Source organism: Paenibacillus mesophilus, from assembly GCF_005938385.1.
In the GTDB taxonomy this organism is placed as follows: domain Bacteria; phylum Bacillota; class Bacilli; order Paenibacillales; family NBRC-103111; genus Paenibacillus_AB; species Paenibacillus_AB mesophilus.
Genome location: NZ_VCRA01000030.1, coordinates 1 through 18,571 on the forward strand (window position 1 = coordinate 1; position 18,571 = coordinate 18,571).

16 protein-coding genes are annotated in these 18,571 nt (G+C 51.6%); 3 read left to right on the top strand and 13 right to left on the bottom strand.

Going from position 1 to position 18,571, the window contains the following annotated elements:
* Positions 1–306 precede the first annotated feature (306 nt).
* The 5 genes from FE783_RS31105 to FE783_RS31125 form a co-directional block, all read right to left on the bottom strand.
* Positions 307–1,083 carry a carbohydrate ABC transporter permease gene (locus FE783_RS31105; protein WP_238403328.1) on the bottom strand — a complete coding sequence of 259 codons (777 nt, stop codon included), beginning with the start codon at positions 1,081–1,083 and terminating at the stop codon, positions 307–309.
* A 134-nt stretch (positions 1,084–1,217) separates the two neighbouring features.
* Entirely contained in the window at positions 1,218–2,099 is an 882-nt protein-coding gene (locus FE783_RS31110) for a carbohydrate ABC transporter permease (protein WP_138883302.1), read from the bottom strand.
* A gap of 88 nt (positions 2,100–2,187) precedes the next feature.
* Positions 2,188–3,516 (bottom strand): ABC transporter substrate-binding protein, encoded by a 1,329-nt coding sequence (locus tag FE783_RS31115; RefSeq protein WP_138883303.1) that lies wholly within the window; start codon positions 3,514–3,516, stop codon positions 2,188–2,190.
* A 94-nt stretch (positions 3,517–3,610) separates the two neighbouring features.
* Positions 3,611–4,417 carry a response regulator transcription factor gene (locus tag FE783_RS31120; protein ID WP_138883304.1) on the bottom strand — a complete coding sequence of 269 codons (807 nt, stop codon included), beginning with the start codon at positions 4,415–4,417 and terminating at the stop codon, positions 3,611–3,613.
* Positions 4,395–6,197 carry a sensor histidine kinase gene (locus tag FE783_RS31125; protein ID WP_158302142.1) on the bottom strand — a complete coding sequence of 601 codons (1,803 nt, stop codon included), beginning with the start codon at positions 6,195–6,197 and terminating at the stop codon, positions 4,395–4,397. Before FE783_RS31125 ends, FE783_RS31120 begins: the two co-directional genes overlap by 23 nt.
* A gap of 197 nt (positions 6,198–6,394) precedes the next feature.
* Here FE783_RS31125 and FE783_RS31130 point away from each other — a divergent pair, with 197 nt between their 5' ends.
* A complete protein-coding gene (locus tag FE783_RS31130) occupies positions 6,395–7,000 on the top strand; it encodes a Crp/Fnr family transcriptional regulator (protein ID WP_138883306.1) in 606 nt (201 codons plus the stop codon).
* Here the strand turns inward: FE783_RS31130 and FE783_RS31135 are convergent.
* The 3 genes from FE783_RS31135 to FE783_RS31145 all read right to left on the bottom strand — a co-directional run bounded on the left by FE783_RS31135 (position 6,935) and on the right by FE783_RS31145 (position 10,581).
* Positions 6,935–7,663, bottom strand: a complete 729-nt coding sequence (locus FE783_RS31135) for a DUF4386 domain-containing protein (RefSeq protein ID WP_138883307.1) — start codon at positions 7,661–7,663, stop codon at positions 6,935–6,937. The two genes, FE783_RS31130 and FE783_RS31135, sit on opposite strands and share 66 nt — an antisense overlap.
* Before the next feature lie 231 nt (positions 7,664–7,894).
* Positions 7,895–8,557 carry a response regulator transcription factor gene (locus tag FE783_RS31140; protein ID WP_138883363.1) on the bottom strand — a complete coding sequence of 221 codons (663 nt, stop codon included), beginning with the start codon at positions 8,555–8,557 and terminating at the stop codon, positions 7,895–7,897.
* Between the two features lie 23 nt (positions 8,558–8,580).
* Entirely contained in the window at positions 8,581–10,581 is a 2,001-nt protein-coding gene (locus FE783_RS31145) for a sensor histidine kinase (protein ID WP_138883308.1), read from the bottom strand.
* A gap of 291 nt (positions 10,582–10,872) precedes the next feature.
* Between FE783_RS31145 and FE783_RS31150 the strand changes: the two genes are divergently transcribed.
* Both FE783_RS31150 and FE783_RS31155 read left to right on the top strand, forming a co-directional pair.
* Positions 10,873–11,412: a hypothetical protein gene (locus FE783_RS31150; RefSeq protein WP_138883309.1), complete on the top strand. Its 540-nt coding sequence runs from the start codon at positions 10,873–10,875 to the stop codon at positions 11,410–11,412.
* 123 nt (positions 11,413–11,535) lie between these two features.
* Positions 11,536–12,612 carry a P-loop NTPase family protein gene (locus FE783_RS31155; protein WP_138883310.1) on the top strand — a complete coding sequence of 359 codons (1,077 nt, stop codon included), beginning with the start codon at positions 11,536–11,538 and terminating at the stop codon, positions 12,610–12,612.
* 312 nt (positions 12,613–12,924) lie between these two features.
* Here the strand turns inward: FE783_RS31155 and FE783_RS31165 are convergent, their stop codons facing one another.
* From FE783_RS31165 to FE783_RS31185, 5 genes are all read right to left on the bottom strand, one after another.
* Positions 12,925–13,425, bottom strand: a complete 501-nt coding sequence (locus tag FE783_RS31165) for an HD-GYP domain-containing protein (RefSeq protein WP_238403325.1) — start codon at positions 13,423–13,425, stop codon at positions 12,925–12,927.
* A gap of 29 nt (positions 13,426–13,454) precedes the next feature.
* Positions 13,455–14,627, bottom strand: coding sequence for an HD-GYP domain-containing protein (locus FE783_RS31170; RefSeq protein ID WP_138883312.1), 1,173 nt, complete (start codon positions 14,625–14,627; stop codon positions 13,455–13,457).
* Positions 14,628–14,843: 216 nt separating this feature from the next.
* A complete protein-coding gene (locus FE783_RS31175) occupies positions 14,844–15,488 on the bottom strand; it encodes a response regulator transcription factor (RefSeq protein ID WP_238403326.1) in 645 nt (214 codons plus the stop codon).
* Entirely contained in the window at positions 15,485–17,419 is a 1,935-nt protein-coding gene (locus FE783_RS31180) for a sensor histidine kinase (RefSeq protein WP_158302143.1), read from the bottom strand. Before FE783_RS31180 ends, FE783_RS31175 begins: the two co-directional genes overlap by 4 nt.
* Positions 17,420–17,691: 272 nt before the next feature.
* On the bottom strand, positions 17,692–18,495 hold the full coding sequence (locus tag FE783_RS31185) for a hypothetical protein (protein ID WP_138883315.1): 804 nt from the start codon (positions 18,493–18,495) through the stop codon (positions 17,692–17,694).
* Between the last annotated feature and the right edge of the window lie 76 nt (positions 18,496–18,571).

Below are 18,571 nucleotides of genomic sequence, written 5' to 3' on the forward strand. Positions count from 1 at the left end.
CTGATGGCCGGGGACGGCACACGCCGAGTGACGGGGTGCAGGGGGCGTGGCTCCCTGCAAAAAGCAAGAAACTATGAAAAACCGAGTAATTCACAGTAAGACTCCAGAATTAAGGGGCCGAACCGAATACTGAACTTATGTTCAGTAATAGTTACTCCAAGTTCACTGTTCCACCAATTGCCGATAATTGAAGCCAAATAGCGCAATGAGGTTCGCAAATAAGCAAATTCGGTTCATTGTTTATCGGATATTCGGGGTTCCTGAAAAGCACTTGGTGTAACTTCGAAGGCTCACGCCACTTAGTGCTCATCCTTTGACCGACGAACCGGAAATGCCTTGAATAATATATTTCTGGCCGAGCAGAAATACGGCGATCATCGGCACGATGCCGGCCGTGGCGGCAGCCAACATCCCGTTATAGTCGATGTTGTTTTCCAGAATGAAGTTTTGCAGGCCGAGCGGGACGGTATACAGCTTCGGATTGGTCAAGAAGACGAGCGCATTCTCGTAGTCGTTCCAATGCCAAGAGAAATCGATAATCGCCAGCGTCGCTAAAGCCGGCTTGGCAAGCGGCAGCATAAGCCGGATGAAAATGTGCCCGTGATGCGCACCGTCCATGAACGCGGACTCGGAAATTTCTTTCGGAATGCCGATGAAAAACTGCCTCATCAGGAAGACGCCGAATATCGTGAACAATCCCGGCAGAATGAGCGCCCAGTGCGTATTGTAAATGCCGACTTGATTGAACAAAATGAACTTGGGCACGAACAGCACTTGCGGCGGAATCATCATCATCGATAAATAAACGAAGAAGAGAGTGTTTCTGCCTTTGAATTCGACTCTCGAGAAGCCGTAGGCGGCCAAGGAGGCCAGGAACGTCGCGCCGATCGTGCTAATGAGCGATATTTTCAGCGAGTTCCAGTAATAGACGCCGAAGCTTTGCCCGCCGCTCCACAGCTTGATATGATGCTTCCACTCCAGCTTCGTCGGCAGCCAGGAGCCGAATACTTCGGCGGGCGCCTTCACCGAGGTGAGCGTCATCCATAGGAATGGAACGATCATCGCGATGCCGCAGACGAGCATAAAGGCGGTGAGCAGTCCTTTGCCGGCGATGGAGGAGCCGCTGCCCGAAGGGCGGAGCCGTCTTCGGGGCGCCGATGCCGATGCCGACGGCGGGGCGGATGAAGTTTGAGCCGTACGCATGTCGCTACCTCCCGTCAGTAGTGGACCCATCGTTTCTGGCCGAGCCATTGGATCGCGGTAATAAGTAAAATGAAGGCGAACAGCACCCACGAAATCGTCGACGCGTATCCCATCTCGTAATAGCTGAACGCGGTTTTGTACACGAACAGCGACATGACCGTCGTGCTGCTTCCCGGACCGCCTTGGGTGATCGCCTGAATGAGGCCGAACGATTTGATCGCCATGATGAGGCCGGTGACGAGCAGCAGGAACGTGGTCGGGCTGACGAGCGGCCAAAGGATGCGGCTCACTGTCGTCCAGCGTCTCGCTCCGTCGATTTTCGCGGCTTCCAGCAGCTCCGGTGATATTTCCTGCAGGGCGGCCAAGTAAATGATCATATTGTAGCCGAGCATAAGCCAAACTTGAATGATGTCGATGGCGAAAATAGCGGTGTCCGTCGTCGCGAACCAGCCCGGGGGCTGCGCGATGCCGATCGCCCGCAGCAAGCCGTTGATCGGCCCTTGCGTCGGCTGAAACAGCAGCATCCAGACGAAGGCGACCGCCACGCCGCTCGTAATATACGGCATGAAGTATAGCGTGCGCAGCAAGTTTTTGAGATATACGCTGCGGTTCAGCACGATGGCGACGCCGAAGGCGAGGGCGATCGATACCGGCACGGAGGCGAGGAAGATGGCCGTGTTTTTGAGCGATACGTAGAACAGCTCGTCCGTGAACAGCCGCTTGAAATTGTCCAATCCGACGAAACGGTAGCGCGGATTCGCGAATTGGTAGTCGGTGAACACGAGCGCCAGCGAGTATGCGGCGGGGATGACGAAAAACGCGATTATGCCGAGCATGTTCGGCAGGATGAACAGATACCCGATCCACTGCTGTTTGTGCAACCAACTGCGCTTCATATCGGTACCTCCCGGCCGTTGAGGAATCGGGGGCGGCAAGCTTTCCGGTCCGGCCGGAGCACGCCTTCGCCCCACGATTCCGACGTCCTTACTTTTTGTTTTGCTTGATGAAATCGTTGTGCCGTTTCTCCATGTTTTGCAGCGTCGTCTTCATATCTTGCTTGTTCAGAAAATATTTCTCGTATTCTTCCTTGCGGGAGTCGACGACTTGCTGCGGGATGTCCAGCTGGATAACCGGAAGATCGCCGAACATGATCTTCTTGAGCGCATCGAGATCATAGGTCGCTTCGACGCCTTTCAGCATCAGCTTGATCGCATCGTCGGCATTAACCGACTTCGAGGACGGAATCCGTCCGCCGGCCGCCATCGGAAGCATGCCTCCGTCGGCGTACCATTTCAGAAACTTCCATGCCGCTTCCTTGTTCGCGGATTTCGGGTTGATCGAGATGACGTCGCCGAGCCCGCCTCCGGAATATTTGAAGTCTTTCTGGCCCGCCTCGACCTTCGGCGTAGTCGCGAACGTAATTTTGAAGCTGCGGGGGTAGTCCTTCATATTGTTCGAGTTGCGGAAAATAAACTCGCCCGCCCCGAGCATGGCTGCCTCGCCCTTCAAAAACATCGTGTCGATCGGCATTTTGCTCGTCAGCTGCTCGCCGTACGTCGGCATCGATTTGTCTTTGTGCATCATGTCGAACATCGTTTCGAGACTCTTCTGCCAATACGGGTTGTTGAAATTGGACGTGCCGTCGCTTTTCGTAAGCCCCATCGCGGCGATCGAGCCGTCCATCGGACCGGTCGGTTCCGCGTTCCACTGCACGTAGCCCCATACGTTCGGCTTCTTCAGCTTGGCCGCATACGTCCGCAAATCGTCTACGGTCCAATCGAGTGGAGGAACGGGCAGCTTGGCCTCGTCCAGCATCGACTGGTTCAGCCAGAGGAAGGACATGCTTTTCTTGGTCGGCAGCCCGTAATATTTGCCGTCGATTTGCCACTGCTTGGCGTCCGGCCCCATTTTGCCGTCGATGTCGTAGTCCTTGTAAGCGCTCAAGTCTACGGCGAGATTCGCGTCCACTCTTTTCTTCACGCGGGACAGCGCGTAGTTCGCGTATAGATCGACCTCCTGGCCGGCCATGAGCGCGGTGTCGAGCTTCAGGTTGCCGGGATCGTCGTTGACGAACCGGACGTATTCCACTTGGATATCCGGGTTTTTGGCGTTCCAGGCGTCGACGACTTCCTGCGGCCCGGCTTCGATCGGCACGCCTCCCCAGAACTTGAGCTTGACGACTTTCTTCGGATCGGTCTTGGCCGCACTTCCGGCTCCCGTCGCCGGTGTGCCTCCGTTGCCGCCGCAGCCGGCGAGCGTCGTACCGAGCAATGCCGCGCATAACAAACCTGCCCCAATTTTGTAACGTCTCATCGCTTAGGACCTCCTCGTACGATGCTATCATTTGGTTACAGCTTCAATATATCAGTTCGCCGGGGACGTCTTAAGGAACGATTTTTAGGGAATGTTAGAACGATTTTTGGTTGTCGTCTTCGTCGTCTTTCCTGACGCTGCTTCCGCCGCGCCGGTAGTCGCCGGGGCTGACCCCCGTCCATTTCCGGAATATTTTGTTGAAATAGTTGTCGTTGGCGAAGCCTACCTTCTCCGCGATTTCGCCGATCGTCGCGGCCGATTCCTTTAGCATCACTTTGGCGGATTCGATCCGGACGTTTTGCAGGAAGTTGGTTAGCGTGACGCCCGTCTTCTTCCGGAACAGATCGCTCAAGTAGCTCGGGTCCATGCTTACCCACTCGGCCAACGAAGCGAGCGACAAAGGCTCGTCGTAATGCATCAGGATGCGGTCGATGACGTTGTTGAGCTCGGGATGGTCGGTCGGCTTCGCGGCGTGCTTGGCGATGCCCTGCAAATCGCGCTCGATTTTGCGCAGACGTCCGCGCAGCCGCAGCTCTTGCGCCACTTTGTCAAGCGTCTGCTCGAGCGTCTCCGTATCCATCGACAGCTTCAGAATGTAGCTGGAGGCGCCGTATTCGAGAGCGTTCCGGGCGAATTCGAAGTCGCTCATGCACGTAAGCATGACGAAACGGGTATCGTAGCCTTCCGCCCGAACGGCTTGCAGCAGCTCGACCCCGTCCATGACCGGCATGACGATGTCCGAGATGACAAGGTCGGGATTATGCTCTCGTATAAAAGCGAGCGCATCGGCCCCGTTGGCCGCTTCGCCCGTAATCCGGAACGGGGAGGCGATTTTGCCGAAAATCGCCCTTACGTATTCGCGCGCCTGCAGCTCGTCCTCAACGAGCAGGGTAGTCCACATGGTAAGCTCCTCCATCTCCTTCGGAATAAGGCGTCGACAGCAGTAATGGAAAGTACAGACGCGCCATGGCGCCTTGCGGCAGCGGCAGCAATTGCAAATCCGCCTGTCCGGGGAACAGCAGCTCCAGCCGTTCGCGCAAATTTTGCAGGCCGATGCCTTTCCGGGCGCGGGATCGTTTGCGTTCCATCGCTTTCTCGATGCCGATGCCGTCATCGCATATGTCCATGATCAGGCGATCGGCTTCGGAATAGACGCGGATTGAGATATGTCCCTTGGCCTGGGAAGCCCCGAAACCGTGGTAAATGGCGTTCTCGACGAGCGGCTGCAGGCTGAATTTGGGGACCAGCGCGTACTGGAGCTTGTCGTCGAGGTCGAACCGGATGGAAAATTGCTGGTCGTACCGGCAATTTTGGATATGCATATAGGCGCTGACGAGTCCGATCTCGGCTTTCAGATGGATCAGGTCGACGTCCGTATTGAGACTGTTCTCCAGCAGACGTCCCAAGGCGATGCATATTTCGTGCGTCTCGTCATCACCCTTGCGCAGGGAAATGCTCTTGATCGTATTGAGCGTGTTCAGCAGAAAATGCGGATTCATCTGCGAAACGAGCACCTGGAAGCGAACCGCCTGCTTGTGCCGTTCCTCCATCTTGAACTTGTGCACGAGCTCGTTGATGTCGCGGACCATTCGATTGAAGCTGCGGGTGAGCGACAAAATTTCGCCTTTTCCTTTTTCCGGCAGCACGATCTTCAGATTGTTCATGACCATCGCCTCCATCTTCCGCTCCAGCAGCTTGATCGGACGAGTGATCCGCGAGGCGATCAGCAGCGTCATGCCCATGAACAGCGCCGTGAACAGCAGGATGGTGACGAAAAAACGCTGCTTCAACTGGTCGGTTTCGCGGAACAGGACGTCGAGCGGCACTTTTTTCACCAAATACCATTGCAAGGAAGGGATGTAGCTGTACGTGTACAGCGTATGGCTTCCCCTGTCGGTATAAGAGGAGCGTCCGCTGCCACCGGAAACGATGCCCGCCGCAATGTCCGGATCGACGGAGGCGGATTTCTTCGGCTGAAGCACGACCCGGCCGTCCCCGTTCAGCAGAAAGTAGTCTTGGCCCGAAGCGGCGCGGGCCGGAATCCGGTTGAACCACTCCCGGTAATCGATACTGATCCGGACTGCTCCTAGCGGGATGAAGTTCTCGTCTTTGAGCAGAGCGTACAGCGAGATCAGATAAGGGCTGGTCGTATGACCGCGGTACACATAGTTCGGTTCGAAGCCGTTCCAGACGTACTTGGCCGTCGAACCGCCGGTAACGGAGAGAAACCAAGGCTCGTTCGAAATATCGCCATAGCGGAGCGGCTTGTCCGGCGAATAGGAAGCGTATACATTTCCATGAAAATCAAGCATCGTGTAATAGACGGGAGCGTCGGACAGGAAGAAGCTGTTGCCGATACTGTTGAATTTGTTTTCCACGCCTTTGATCCGCGACCAGGGGTCCGTCAGATCCGGACTTCGCAGCACGGGAACGATAGCGGGGTCCTGCTCCAGCAGTGTCGCCGTCTTGGCTGCGACTTCCATCAAGTTTTCCAGCGACTGCTTCATCGTCTCGAGCTGCTCCAGATCCTGCTCGGTATATTTCGCCTGCAGCAGCGTTTCCGTTTCCCGGAAATGGTAGACCGAGACGAGCGTGAAGGGCAGCAAAATGAGCAGCAGAAACGACAGAAACAACCGGTTTTTCAATTGGCTCGGATATAGGGCGTGCCGCCATGCGGGCATAAGATCTCCTCCTGGACAGTCCGGCTTTGAGTTGGCCTTATTGTATACGCTTTGCGGCGAAACGTCCAAAGATTTTGGTTGGCGTAATTGGAAAGGGGCGGAAGGGGGGGCCTTGAACATATAGATCAGATAAGGTAAGTTGACTATAGGCCATGCATCAATCCGACTCTGCCAATCATAAGCCGAAAGGACAGCAAATGAAAAACATATTATTCAAATATTTAACCCAATTTACGACACTGGGCGAAGAAGAACAACGGGCCATCGTGGAAGATATACAGGTTCAACAATATAAAAAAGGAACCATGCTCCTCAGACAAGGAGATGTTCCCCGTGCATGTTATTTCGTATTGAAGGGATGCGTCCGACAGTACTCGGTAGACGAAACGGGAAAAGAAAGCACATCCAACTTCTACACGGAAGAGCAAGCAGTCGCGATATTCAATCAGCATAAACCGAACAAGTCATCCCCGTACTCCTTAACTTGTCTGGAGGACTGCATACTGGTTGTCGGCGAACTTGATGCCGAGAAGGACATGTTTCAAAAATATTCTCAGCTGGAAACCATGACACGCAAAATGGTAGAAGATAACCTGGGCGAGGTAAAGGATGAATGGGCTTCGTTTATCTCCTCTAGTCCTGAAGAACGCTACAAGGCGCTTTTGCAAAAAAGACCCGGCTTGATCGATCGCGTACCCCAACATCAATTGGCGAGTTATCTCGGCATGACTCCGGAGTCACTGAGCAGAATCAAGAAGCGGCTTCATTCCTCCTCGAAACAACAGCCATATCCCAAAGCCTAGTTCTCCTGCAATCATGGGCACTGTAAATATAAGATTGAGTATGGAAATGGCCTCATCGTATTGCGGAAGAAACGATTTGCTCAGGTGAATGGCCATATAGCCGATTGCGGCTAGCAGAAGCAAAACGCCGAACACTTTAGGAATGCGGTCCGACTTGCAAGCTAAATAGCCCACAACCATCAGATGCCCGCCAAAAATGATCAATCCGATCGACCAGATGGATTCGAATGCATCTAAAAATAGCATCATAAGCGCTTGAGTTTGTTCAATGGTGAAGGAAGATAAATAGTTTGCCTGTCTCGACAGAAGCATCACGATTATCAAACACAGGATGGCCATTCCCAGTATGGCCGTATAAATAAGACGGAGCCATGCGCCGAGTAAGGAAAGGCTTTTATTTACCGACTGCAGAAACACATAAAAAGCCCAGGCGACCAGGATGTCCGTAATTGCGATGATGATCCAACCGAAGATTTCGGCTTGGAAAAGGTGGGTGGAGGACACGAGGTTATTGAAGGTGGTGCCGGCATCGCCTTGCACCACTAGGCTTCCATGGACCAAACCATAGGAAAAAAATGCGGCGAGTGCCATGATGATAAGTGAAATACCGGCAGTTAAAGCGGATTTTCGGTGATATGACGTTTGTTTGACCGAGGCGGCCATAAGAAAACCCCCTATATGGATGATTGATTTTCATTATATAAGGGGGAGGTGGTTGGGGCATTGATTTAAGTTAAGCTGCGATCATGATATGAATAACAAAAACATACTCAGCAGCCCATTCAACAAGACCGCTTCAATAATGATGGAGCCCTGCCTGCCAAAAAGAAATTCGTTTCGCAGACAGCGAGCTCGCCGATGTCCTAAGCTAGCGCATGGCTCCGTTCTTTCTTTTCATTTGGGCTCAGTTCTTCCCGGAACACTACCTAGTCCAGCTTCGCGCGCCAGCAGAATGGCTTGGGCACGGTCGACAACTTGCAGTTTGTTCAAGATGTTCGATACGTGATTCCGAACCGTCTTTAAGCTGAGCTGAAACAATAGGGCAAGATCGGAGATCGTCTTCCCGATAGCGAGCTGCTCCAGAATTTCCGTCTCCCTGGCCGTCAATTCCGGGAATATTTCCTTCTGTGGCGGTCGCTGGATTGCATCGAAATAATACATCATCTTGCTGGCGATTCCAGGACTGAATATGGCCTCCCCATCCGCAACGGCAACTAGGGCGCGGATAATCTCCTTAGGCTTAGCTCCCTTGAGCAAATAGCCGCGAGCGCCCGCCCGGATCGCCGAGAAGACGGAATTATCGTCATCGAACATCGTCAGAATCAGAATTCGGATGTGCGGGCTAGTCGCGATAATTTGACGGGTAGCTTCGATTCCGTTGACCCCGGGCATGCTGATGTCCATCAAGATCAGATCCGGCTGCAGCGACTCGGCCAAACGCAGCGCTTCACCCCCGGATTCGGCTTCCCCCACGATCTCCAAACCCTCGTATCCTTGAAGCACGGCGATGATACCTTCCCGGAAGAGGGGGTGGTCATCCGCTAATAATATTCTCATCTTCTCCACGGATAGAAACCTCCTTAGCTCGATATGAATTGAGAGAATAACGGAAATTCGATCTTGATCTGTGTTCCTGTGTCCGCCGAATCATTCATCGCGAACCGTCCGTTCAACTCCTCTGCGCGCTCGCGCATGGAGCGAATGCCGACTCCCTTCCTGGAAGATTTGGATACACCGGTCCCATCGTCCGAAATCTCGATTCGAAGTACTTCGTCAACGCTCAGCCGGATATGGCACGCGGTTCCCTGCGAGTGCTTCAAGGCGTTCGTGATCGCCTCCTGAACGATCCGATAGACGGCTACTTCTACCGCTGCCATTAGCGGAGGAAGCGATTCGGGAGACTGGAATACAATGCGGAAGTTGGCTTGTTGCAATTGCGCCGCCAGCTCTCGAAGGGAGAAGAGTAGTCCGAATTCGTCCAGAGAAGGCGGCCGAAGCGCATACACGAGTTGTCGGATGTCCGCGATCGCCCCATCCAATTGATGCTGTACGCCCGCAAGCGTCGATACAGCTTTAGGGAACTGGCTGTCGCACTGATCGATAGCGATCGCCAGTTTCATGCTGATGCTGGCCAGATTGGATCCGAGTCCGTCATGCAGATCGCGCCGCAGGCGGCGTCTCTCCTCTTCTCTCGCGCTGACGAGTTGTTCTCTCGAACGCTGCAGTTCGCTCGACAATAGAGCCGTCCGAGTGGCAATCGCGACCTGTCGGATTAAATCATCGAGCAAGTACCGTTTGCCCGGAGGGATAATGTTATGAATAGCGGACGAACCAAGAATCAAAGTTCCGACAGGCTCGCCTTGAATCGACAACGGAATCTCCATGCATCCGGGAACCGGCATGCCGTAGGATGCGAGCAGCGTGTCCGGACCATCGCGATCATTCCTTATCGCGGCGAAGGATAATCTTAAAGCCTGGGCTAGCGTCTTCAATACGAGAGGCAAGACGGATTGATTGGACACAACCGCCTCCAGCTGCTGAATCAAATTCGAGACAACCTGATAGGGTTCCTCGTACAAGCCGTAAATGAGCCGGTTGACGGCATCCTGCACCTTATCTCGAAGCGGTTGCAGCACAATCGCGAGAACTCCGATCATCAGCAGAGAGATCAGCCAATTGTTAGCGGTTTGGAATATGGCGCCGATCGTGCCCGTCGCTAGCGCATATACGGAAACAATCGTGAAGCTAAGTACCGCATATACGATGGATCTATTGAATGCGGGTACCATCGAGCGGTTTCTCTGCTCGATGATGGTGAGCGCTACGGAGAAGGGGATCGACAACAAGCCGATATTCATAACTCCCCATAGAAAAATTTTGGCAACGGGATGGGCCCCGACAGCTATCATAAGCGTCGATCCCAACAGGTACAACGCGATGCTCCCGATGAACCATTTCGTTCGTTGACGCTGTTCCGTCGAGAAACTCCGATTATAACGGTATATCTGCGAATATACGATCAGTGCGAACAGGAGAGAGCTTTGAATGACCCGAATCGCGAGGGGCCACGTCGACATATCGAGCACCGTTGACGGAGCGATATAGGTGGATAACGCGAAAAATAATCCGTATATGGCAAAGTACTTCGTCCAGCGAGGAGCAAAAGCGCCATCAGGATACAAAAAGAGCAGCAAATAAGAAAAGCCGAACAACATATCCTGAAATTCGAACGCGCGAACCGCAAGCGGCCAAGCTTCCAAGACGGATCCGTCACTCGTGAATGCGGAGCCTGTCGCCATGAGCAAGATTGAAGTCGTATAACAGACGAGGTCTCTCGATCCATAACGATAGAGAATCCAGCTGACGGAGAAAAAACTCGCGAACGATAAGGAGGCGAACCCGCCCATCACTCCGCTATAGAACGATACCGGCAAGCCGATTTGATTCAGCAAGGCGATCTGGTCGGCCGTCAGATAAAAGATATTGGAGCACCACTCCGCGTCCGTGCAGGCGTTCTGATGAAGAGAATAACCGTTCCATACCGAGATCGCGAAAATACCCAACGAGAACAAAGCGAACATTGGCCATATCGTATGCCGGCCAACAAAAATTACCCAAGATCTTACTCGCCATCTATTCTTCACAGATTCATTACCTTACCCTTCGCAATAATAAACGCCATCTGTCTTAACTATAGCCGCCATTCCTCGAATGTGAAAGGGAACAATTCCCGGCCGGTCAGGAATTTTCTTCCTAGCCGGTCGGGAGGATCAATCATGACAGCGGGATATCTTCGTTGTTACATTGTTCATGTCGCCTTTGCGTTCGAAGGAAGGCGGAATCAATAAGACGCGAAGAAGCGGAGGATAAACATGACAATTGAAAAAGCAGTAAGGTGGTTTGCATTTGTCGCTATGATTGGCGGGATTAGCAGAATAGGGATGACTCCCTCATCCTACATTTGGGGCGGGGACAGTGACCAAGAATTGATTTGCGCGTTCATCGCGAACATTTTTATGGTATTCGGCACATTCGGGCTTTACTTGGCGCAAGTGAAAGAATCGGGGAAATTTGGATTTATTTCGTTCGCTATTTTGGAGCTTGGCCTAATCTTGGTAACTTGTACCGTTTGGTCATCCATGCTTCATGTGTCACCATGGGAATGGGGCGTGGTCAAAGGCTTTGAGATCGCATCCGGTATGCTGGGGCTGCTTCTTTTCCCGATCGCGAGCCTCAAAGCCCGCGTCCTTCCGAAATGGGCATGTATTACTCTTATAGCAATGCTGCCAATTGGCGTAATTCCAATGTTCGAGAAAATCGTCGCTTTACTGTGGGGAGTCGCCTATATCGGCATGGGATATGCCGTTTGGACATCCAAACAAAAAACGAAGGAAGTCGACACAGTCAAGTAATTAACGGATAGTGAGGTTGGGTCTGACATTTGGGGTGATTCAGAAAAATTCAAAATTTTCCACTTTGCATATTGCGTTTTGAAGTAATTGTAATTACTATATAGAGTAATGGAGGTGATGAAAATGAATGATGAATTACATCTCAATGTCTCGCTTTTGCGACGTCGTGTCCCGAATCTTACAACGGCAGCACGCGCCGCAGGTATAAGGCCGGCTACAGTTTCAAATCTGTGCACAGGGAAAATTCCTGTGGGTAGGGCTGAAGTCCGAACACTCGCGATTCTTGCGTCTCTGGCTAATTGCAGTATCGACGAATTGATAATTCGAGGGAGTGGGGCAGCAATGATTGAAACGGGAGTTAAAGTTTTAGATTTGTTGGCGCCAGTCGTCCGAGGAGGTACTGTTGGTCTGGTGGCACGGCATGGGATGGGGCAGCTTGTTCTGTTAGCAGAGCTCTTTCATCGGGTAAAACAGCGCGGGTACAAGACAATTCTCTGGGAACCCCAATATGATGCCGAGGACAAGTATGACATTAAGAAAGGCATGGAGGACGTGTTGCCTCAAGCCGATTTTATTTGCAAATCTCTTGATGAGGCATCCGAACAAATAATTTCTCTGGGCTCAGAATGTGATGTTTTTTTGGGAGCTGATCGGGAAATTGTCATTTCGGGTGAATTATTAGCCCTTCGTGAGCGGCTTCAAGAAACTGGAGTCCGTCCCCTAACAGTTGCCCTTGTTGACACCCGCTTCAACGCGCCAGACGAAGAAGTTCCCTATGGTCCGCTTGATACGCTTCTTCGCTTTGATTTTGATTTGGCCTCTCGCAAATTCTTTCCTGCAGTGGACCCACTGGCGTCCACATCAACGGTTTTGGAGGGAGCCCAATTGGAGGCAACGCATCTTATGATTCAGCAGCGGGCTAAAAAGTTGCTTCGTCGTTATCGGGAACTGCGCTTTCTGGTCGATAAGCAAGGAGTAGAAAAAATACCGGAAACGGATGTACAAACCTACTGTCGTGGAGAACGTCTGGAGGCATTTCTTACTCAATCGTTTTATACCGCCGAACCCTATAGGAAGAAACCCGGAGAATGGCTGACGCTTCAGGAGACATTGGATAGCGTTAGGCGTATAATGGATGGGGTTGTTGATGATTTAGAGCCTGACCAACTTATGTATACCGGAAACTTGATGAAAAATTAGACCGCTCCCTGATGAAGAAGCGGCCTTTAGAAAGAAAATCTGATCATGGTTTATGGTAGCACGGATCTTCAGGGTCTTCAAGCTATGAGTACAAATATAGGTAAGTAACGTTAAAGAAGCGGTTGTCGATCTATACGACGACCGCTTCTTTGGTTGATTCAAGTGCTTTACGCCACACAGCCGTCCATCCCTCATGAGCAGATTGCCTACTGCAACGTCACCGTGCAGCCATAGCGGCGCCGATTGGTATCTTGTCACAAGGGAAAGCTCCCATATTCTGTTAGCAGCTTTTGATCGTATTGGCCGGAAAGATCAACCTATTATCAACGCTCTCCCATATGATTGTCCCATGGCCTCCGGAACAACCAATTCGCCTTTATTACAGAGACGAACAAAGGCCGAGACGCATTCGGGATCAAAGTGGGTGCCGCTGCCCTCAACAATGATTTGCAACGTGCGTTCTTGGGACCAAGGCTCGCGATAGGACCTTCGCGAGGTCAACGCGTCGTACACGTCCGCAATGGCAAGGATTCTTGCGGGCAGTGAAATCTCTGTGCCTTTCAGCTTGTCCGGATATCCCGTACCGTCCCATTTTTCGTGATGGTGCCGGATGACGGACAGCTCCTCAGTCATGAAGCCAATATATTTGCACATCTCGTAACCTATTAAGGGATGCTGCTCGATCACGATTCTCTCGTCCGTATCCAACCTTCCTGGTTTATTCAGGATCTCGCTAGGAATCTGTATTTTCCCTACATCGTGAATGAGTCCGCCCCGAGCCAGGGCTCGCAAAAGTTCGGAATCCAGATTCATGGCCTGGGCCAGTTGAAATCCGTACATGGCTACACGGTAATTGTGACCGGCCGTATAAGCTCCTCAGTCATGAAGCCAATATATTTGCACATCTCGTAACCTATTAAGGGATGCTGCTCGATCACGATTCTCTCGTCCGTATCCAACCTTCCTGGTTTATTCAGGATCTCGCTAGGAATCTGTATTTTCCCTACATCGTGAATGAGTCCGCCCCGAGCCAGGGCTCGCAAAAGTTCGGAATCCAGATTCATGGCCTGGGCCAGTTGAAATCCGTACATGGCTACACGGTAATTGTGACCGGCCGTATATTCATCTTTGGTTTCCGTAGCGACAATCAGATTTTGCATGCTGCTGGAGATGCTAATGCGAAGTTGTTCCGAAGATGGATACCCATTCGCCTGATGAAAGGTTTGAGTTACAGATAGGTTTGACCGATACTGGGCGATAATACCAAACAACAGCATCAAGGCCGACACGGCAAGTACTACATGGTAAAGCCACCAGGCCAAAGTCCACATCATGGTAGTGACCATGAAACATTCGGTGACGCTAAGCATAAAGGAACCAAATACGATAGCCGCATGCAAAGGGAATTTGACTAACCGAAATTGCTGAAAGTATCTCTTAGCCGCCCAAAGATACAGGAAGACTGTGAGAAGCGCCATCAAATAATTCAAAGGCGCGAGGTCGATGGGAATGAAGTTGGAAATGCTGGGATACATAAGAGCCGCGATATTCATCAGGACGATAATGGTTACCCAGCCGACGACAATACTCCTCCGATGCTTCGACACCCTGCGGATAAAGGAGTGGTCCGAAGGTAAGGTCGAGAGGTAAATCCAGACTGCGCACGTTGTCATCGCGACTTGTGAGGAAACACCTGCCAAGTGGTGTTGATCAGCAATAATGAACCCGGGGGTCGAAAGTGCATGAATTAGAAAAAAACCATTTAAAGATAAGATAGCTAATGCCAGCATGAGCGCACTCATATCCCGAAGTCGAATCCCCGTCCAGCCAACGGCAATGGCACTGACGGCCAAGGCAAGGAGTGTTGGAGAAATAACGTAAAAGTGGAAACGGGGGAGCTCCCACATGGCACTATGTCCAGGGAAGGTTATAAGATACGCATACCCCAGAAGAAGTACGACAATAGTTATTGACATGGTTATGACTAAAGAACGAGGTGAACGTGGCATCATCATTCCAACTTTCCAATATAAGTTAACTTCCTGCCAGTATGATCTGGATTCGACATCAAAGTATCGAATCCTGCTAGTAATCGGTTAACTATTTCAGTGGTTGAAAGACAAGTTCGGAGTATCGTGGCAGATCATACCAAGCAATTTAACGGAGATGAACACTGCAGCCCGCAAAGCGTTAGGGCACCTCATCGGGTGCCCTAAAACTTTTGCTGCATGTCACCAAGAATCATTTCTCGCTTCCTTCACCATCTGCGTAGCTGCGGTACGATCGGTGGCGTGAAGTTTGTTGAGCACCAACGTCACATAGTTGGACACGGTCTTCGCGGTCAATCCTAGCTGTTTGCTTATTTCGCTGTTCGAGTATCCCTCGGCGATGAAATGCAGGACTTCTTTTTCCCGGGAGGTTAGTTGAGTGAATCGATCAAGAATGGAGGATGGCCGGGTTGCAAAATCAATCATTCGTTCCGCTACCTCCGCACTGAATATGGCTTCTCTTCCGGCAACCGAGCGAATAGCGCGAATGATCTCATCCTTATCAGCATCCTTGAGGAGGTAGCCCCTCGCTCCGGTCTTTAAGGCGGTAAGAACCGATGAATCGTCCTGGTGCATCGTCAGAAAAAGAATTTGCACGTCCGGGTGATTCGCTTTAATCTGTTTGGCTGCATCTACTCCGTTCAGGCTAGGCATTCGGATGTCCATCAAGATGACATCAGGCGATACCTGATTGCATAGAGTAATCGCTTCCTCGCCGTTCGTCGCCTCGCCTACGACTACTATATCATTTACCGTTTCTAAAACTGTTTTGAGTCCTTTGCGGTACATTGGATGGTCATCGGCTATTAATATTTTCCACGTTCTCACTCTGTGACACTCCCAACTGTATGAAATTGCAAGGGCAGCCATGCTGCGACCCTCGTTCCTCCGCCTTCAGCAACCACAATCTGACTCCGTCCTCCTAGTTCTGCAGCTCTCTCCCGGATGGATGTCAAACCGACCCCACCTTCTGAGGCATGGGACACCAACCGAACTGCATCGGAGATGCCAACCCCATTGTCCACAATTTCCACATAGAGCTCATCGATCTGCATCCCCGTATGCATCGCAATCGTAACTCTGCACGTGCTTGATTTCGAATGTTTGACGGCATTGGTCAACGCTTCCGATACGATGCGGTACACGGCAACTTCAACGGCAGCCGGTAATAGCGGCAGCGCATGAGGCGACGACACTTCCAATTGAATCTGTTTACCCTCATCCGTTCTATGCGCATTCATCACATGCATCAGACGATCTGCCCGCTGGCGAATAGCTTCAACGAGACCATACTGATCCAATGCCGGGGGCCGGAGGTTATGGACGAATTCACGAATTTCGCTGACGATGATCCGAATATCGGATTCGAGCTCGGCGACAATACCTTCTGCTCGTGGAGGATCTTTGCGAATCAATGCGCCTGCTGCCGATGCGGTAAGGGCAAGTGAAGCGAGCTTCGGAGCCATGTCATCGTGCAGATTGTTGCGAAGGGAGCGCCGCTCCTCTTCCCGGGCGAAGATCAGCTTCTCTCTTGATGCTTGCAGCTCTTGCATAAGGCGGTTGATATCAAGAGACTGTTGAAGTCCATGAACGATTCTGGCAGCTTCCCTGCCCAGCATATGGAGCAGGCGCATATCGGAACGGCTCAGCGGTTCATCGAGTGACCGTGGGGAGACATAGAGGCTGCCGAGTTCTTGTCCTCCCACAACTAACGGAAACCGGAGGGACTCCGGTTCGCGTGGGCATCCGGCTATCGCCGCTTCTTGCTCACGATCATTGAGGAGTATTGTAATGGAGGCATGTGGCAGCTTCAACATATCCTTTATCGTCATGACGACCGTTCCAAGAACCTGTTCCGGCGCGAATGGCTCCTTCAACCGATCACCAAGGCCGACCAGGAAGGAGACGGGATCTTCTCTTTTGCCATATACGAATCGGTTTACCAGCTTCTCCAGACTTGCCTTCAAAGGACTGAACAGGACCGCGACCAACCCTGTTGCAATTAGTGGATAGACGTCACTTTGGGATTGAAATACAAGTGCCAGATACCACACCGTCGTCAAATAAATGCCGAATACAGTGACGAGCAGCGCTGCGTAAACGAAACTTCTGCGAACGATGGGAGGAACGCCCCACAAGCGGTCTTTCAGCAAGGCAGAGCCAAGTGCAATAGGAATGGGCAGCATTGTGAGACGAATCGAGAGATCCAGCCAAAACACTTCGCTCTTATAGAGCTGGGGCCACACGATTAGCAATAGGTTCACACCAATTAACGCTCCGAAAGCGCCGATAAAACCGAAGGCAACTTTTCGAATGGCCTGTCTTGCCTTCGGTGAGACATTTTCACGATACTGCGTAAATTGACTATAGGCCAGCGTGCCGAAAAATAAAATAAGCCAGCCAAGCGACAGTCCCAGCGGCCAATTGTCAATATGCATCACACGAAAAGGTAAGTAATCGGGCACATAGCGGATAAGGAAGGCAAGGACGGCGGTCCACCCAATCCATCTGTGGGTAATTCGACCGCTCGGAAACAGCAAGGCTAGGCACATGAAGCCTGATAGCCCAGCAATCTGTGCGAGGGGAACGAGTATATCCAATCCTTCCCACTGCTGGAAGACGACATTTCCGAACACGAAGCTCACGAGCGTAAAAGCGGCAATCGAGCCGAGAACATCTTTGGGCTTCAAGATCATAATCAGCGCAGCAACGAATGCAAAACAACAGAAATAGAACAAGTCGATTCCGATATGAAACATGGCCAGGCCTGACTCAGTAAGCCCAAGAGTCTCTTTCCACTCTAAGGATAAGACGCTTATCGTCGTATCCGAGCAAATCTGCATCGAGCTAATGCATGATTCCAGTAGATATGAATAGTAGGATGGTAATGATGCCAAATAACATAGGATCAGAAGCAAATTAATTGAGATAATTCCGGTATACAGCGCAGATAGCCACCGGGAATGGCGGTGGCTGACTGGGCTTGACTGTACCTGGGGTGATGGCTTATGCAAAGCCTGCATAGAGAAATTCACCTCATACGTTTGCTGTAAATCATGACGGAGACATAGACTACACCGAAGAGAATAGATGCGATTCCTCCTGCGATGCCCCAACTGCCCGGGTGGTCTGGTACCGCAAGTGCCGAAACTCCAAGGTACATAAATGTAAGGCTAACGATAATTCCGAGTGCAAAAGAACCGGCACGCTGCGAAGCTGTTAAAAAGCTACCATACAACAACACAATCAGCATGGCCGTATGTTCGCCCCAGCGGAAATGTTCCCCTGTCTCCGACCATTGCTGGATGCCTGCATGGACGGCTACCGGGATCAGGAAGATCGCTGCAATCGTCGTCAGCACAAGCAATGGGCTGGAGTAACCGGTGGACGCAGCGAGCTTTATCGCGGCAGCACGGTTATGGTAGAACGCGTACAAGATCGTCAGTGTCAGCGCGAACATAATAAATACAAAAGCTTTCCCTATCGCGAGTTTCGGCGCAGTTGATGCGAATGTCGCCAGAAACAGAAGATGACCCACTGCATAGAAGTAAAGCAGCATCGGCTTCTCAAAAGGTCGGCGCAGCAAGGCGATCAGGCTCCCGCCGAACATAAAGGCGACAAGCGCACCATGCGAAGCCGCAAGCCAGCGATAAGAATCGGGCACGAACGTTTCGCCGTTGCAGCCTCCGCAATCCGAAGGCAACCAAGGCTCCAACGCCTCTGTGGCTCCCTGCAGGAAGAAAAAACCAAATAACGTAAACAATACCGCAACAACAACGAACCCGACCTGCTTCCATCGCTTCGGCTGTTCGTTCACAATTAATACGGTGTTCATTTCATCTATCCCCTTTCATTCATCATGGGATCAGCATATCGAAACAAGATCCATAAGGGATAGAGGAGAACTCCCA

Excerpts from the sequence above, each read along its gene's own strand:
- FE783_RS31130 (WP_138883306.1), top strand. The coding sequence starts at position 6,395 with ATGAAAAACATATTATTCAAATATTTAACCCAATTTACGACACTGGGC.
- FE783_RS31115 (WP_138883303.1), bottom strand. The coding sequence starts at position 3,516 with ATGAGACGTTACAAAATTGGGGCAGGTTTGTTATGCGCGGCATTGCTC.
- FE783_RS31135 (WP_138883307.1), bottom strand. The coding sequence starts at position 7,663 with ATGGCCGCCTCGGTCAAACAAACGTCATATCACCGAAAATCCGCTTTA.
- FE783_RS31140 (WP_138883363.1), bottom strand. The coding sequence starts at position 8,557 with ATGAGAATATTATTAGCGGATGACCACCCCCTCTTCCGGGAAGGTATC.
- FE783_RS31145 (WP_138883308.1), bottom strand. The coding sequence starts at position 10,581 with ATGTTCGCTTTGTTCTCGTTGGGTATTTTCGCGATCTCGGTATGGAAC.
- FE783_RS31125 (WP_158302142.1), bottom strand. The coding sequence starts at position 6,197 with ATGCCCGCATGGCGGCACGCCCTATATCCGAGCCAATTGAAAAACCGG.
- FE783_RS31170 (WP_138883312.1), bottom strand. The coding sequence starts at position 14,627 with ATGATGATGCCACGTTCACCTCGTTCTTTAGTCATAACCATGTCAATA.
- FE783_RS31105 (WP_238403328.1), bottom strand. The coding sequence starts at position 1,083 with ATGCTCGTCTGCGGCATCGCGATGATCGTTCCATTCCTATGGATGACG.
- FE783_RS31165 (WP_238403325.1), bottom strand. The coding sequence starts at position 13,425 with ATGAATCTGGATTCCGAACTTTTGCGAGCCCTGGCTCGGGGCGGACTC.
- FE783_RS31110 (WP_138883302.1), bottom strand. The coding sequence starts at position 2,099 with ATGAAGCGCAGTTGGTTGCACAAACAGCAGTGGATCGGGTATCTGTTC.
- FE783_RS31155 (WP_138883310.1), top strand. The coding sequence starts at position 11,536 with ATGAATGATGAATTACATCTCAATGTCTCGCTTTTGCGACGTCGTGTC.
- FE783_RS31120 (WP_138883304.1), bottom strand. The coding sequence starts at position 4,417 with ATGTGGACTACCCTGCTCGTTGAGGACGAGCTGCAGGCGCGCGAATAC.
- FE783_RS31180 (WP_158302143.1), bottom strand. The coding sequence starts at position 17,419 with ATGTTTCATATCGGAATCGACTTGTTCTATTTCTGTTGTTTTGCATTC.
- FE783_RS31185 (WP_138883315.1), bottom strand. The coding sequence starts at position 18,495 with ATGAACACCGTATTAATTGTGAACGAACAGCCGAAGCGATGGAAGCAG.
- FE783_RS31150 (WP_138883309.1), top strand. The coding sequence starts at position 10,873 with ATGACAATTGAAAAAGCAGTAAGGTGGTTTGCATTTGTCGCTATGATT.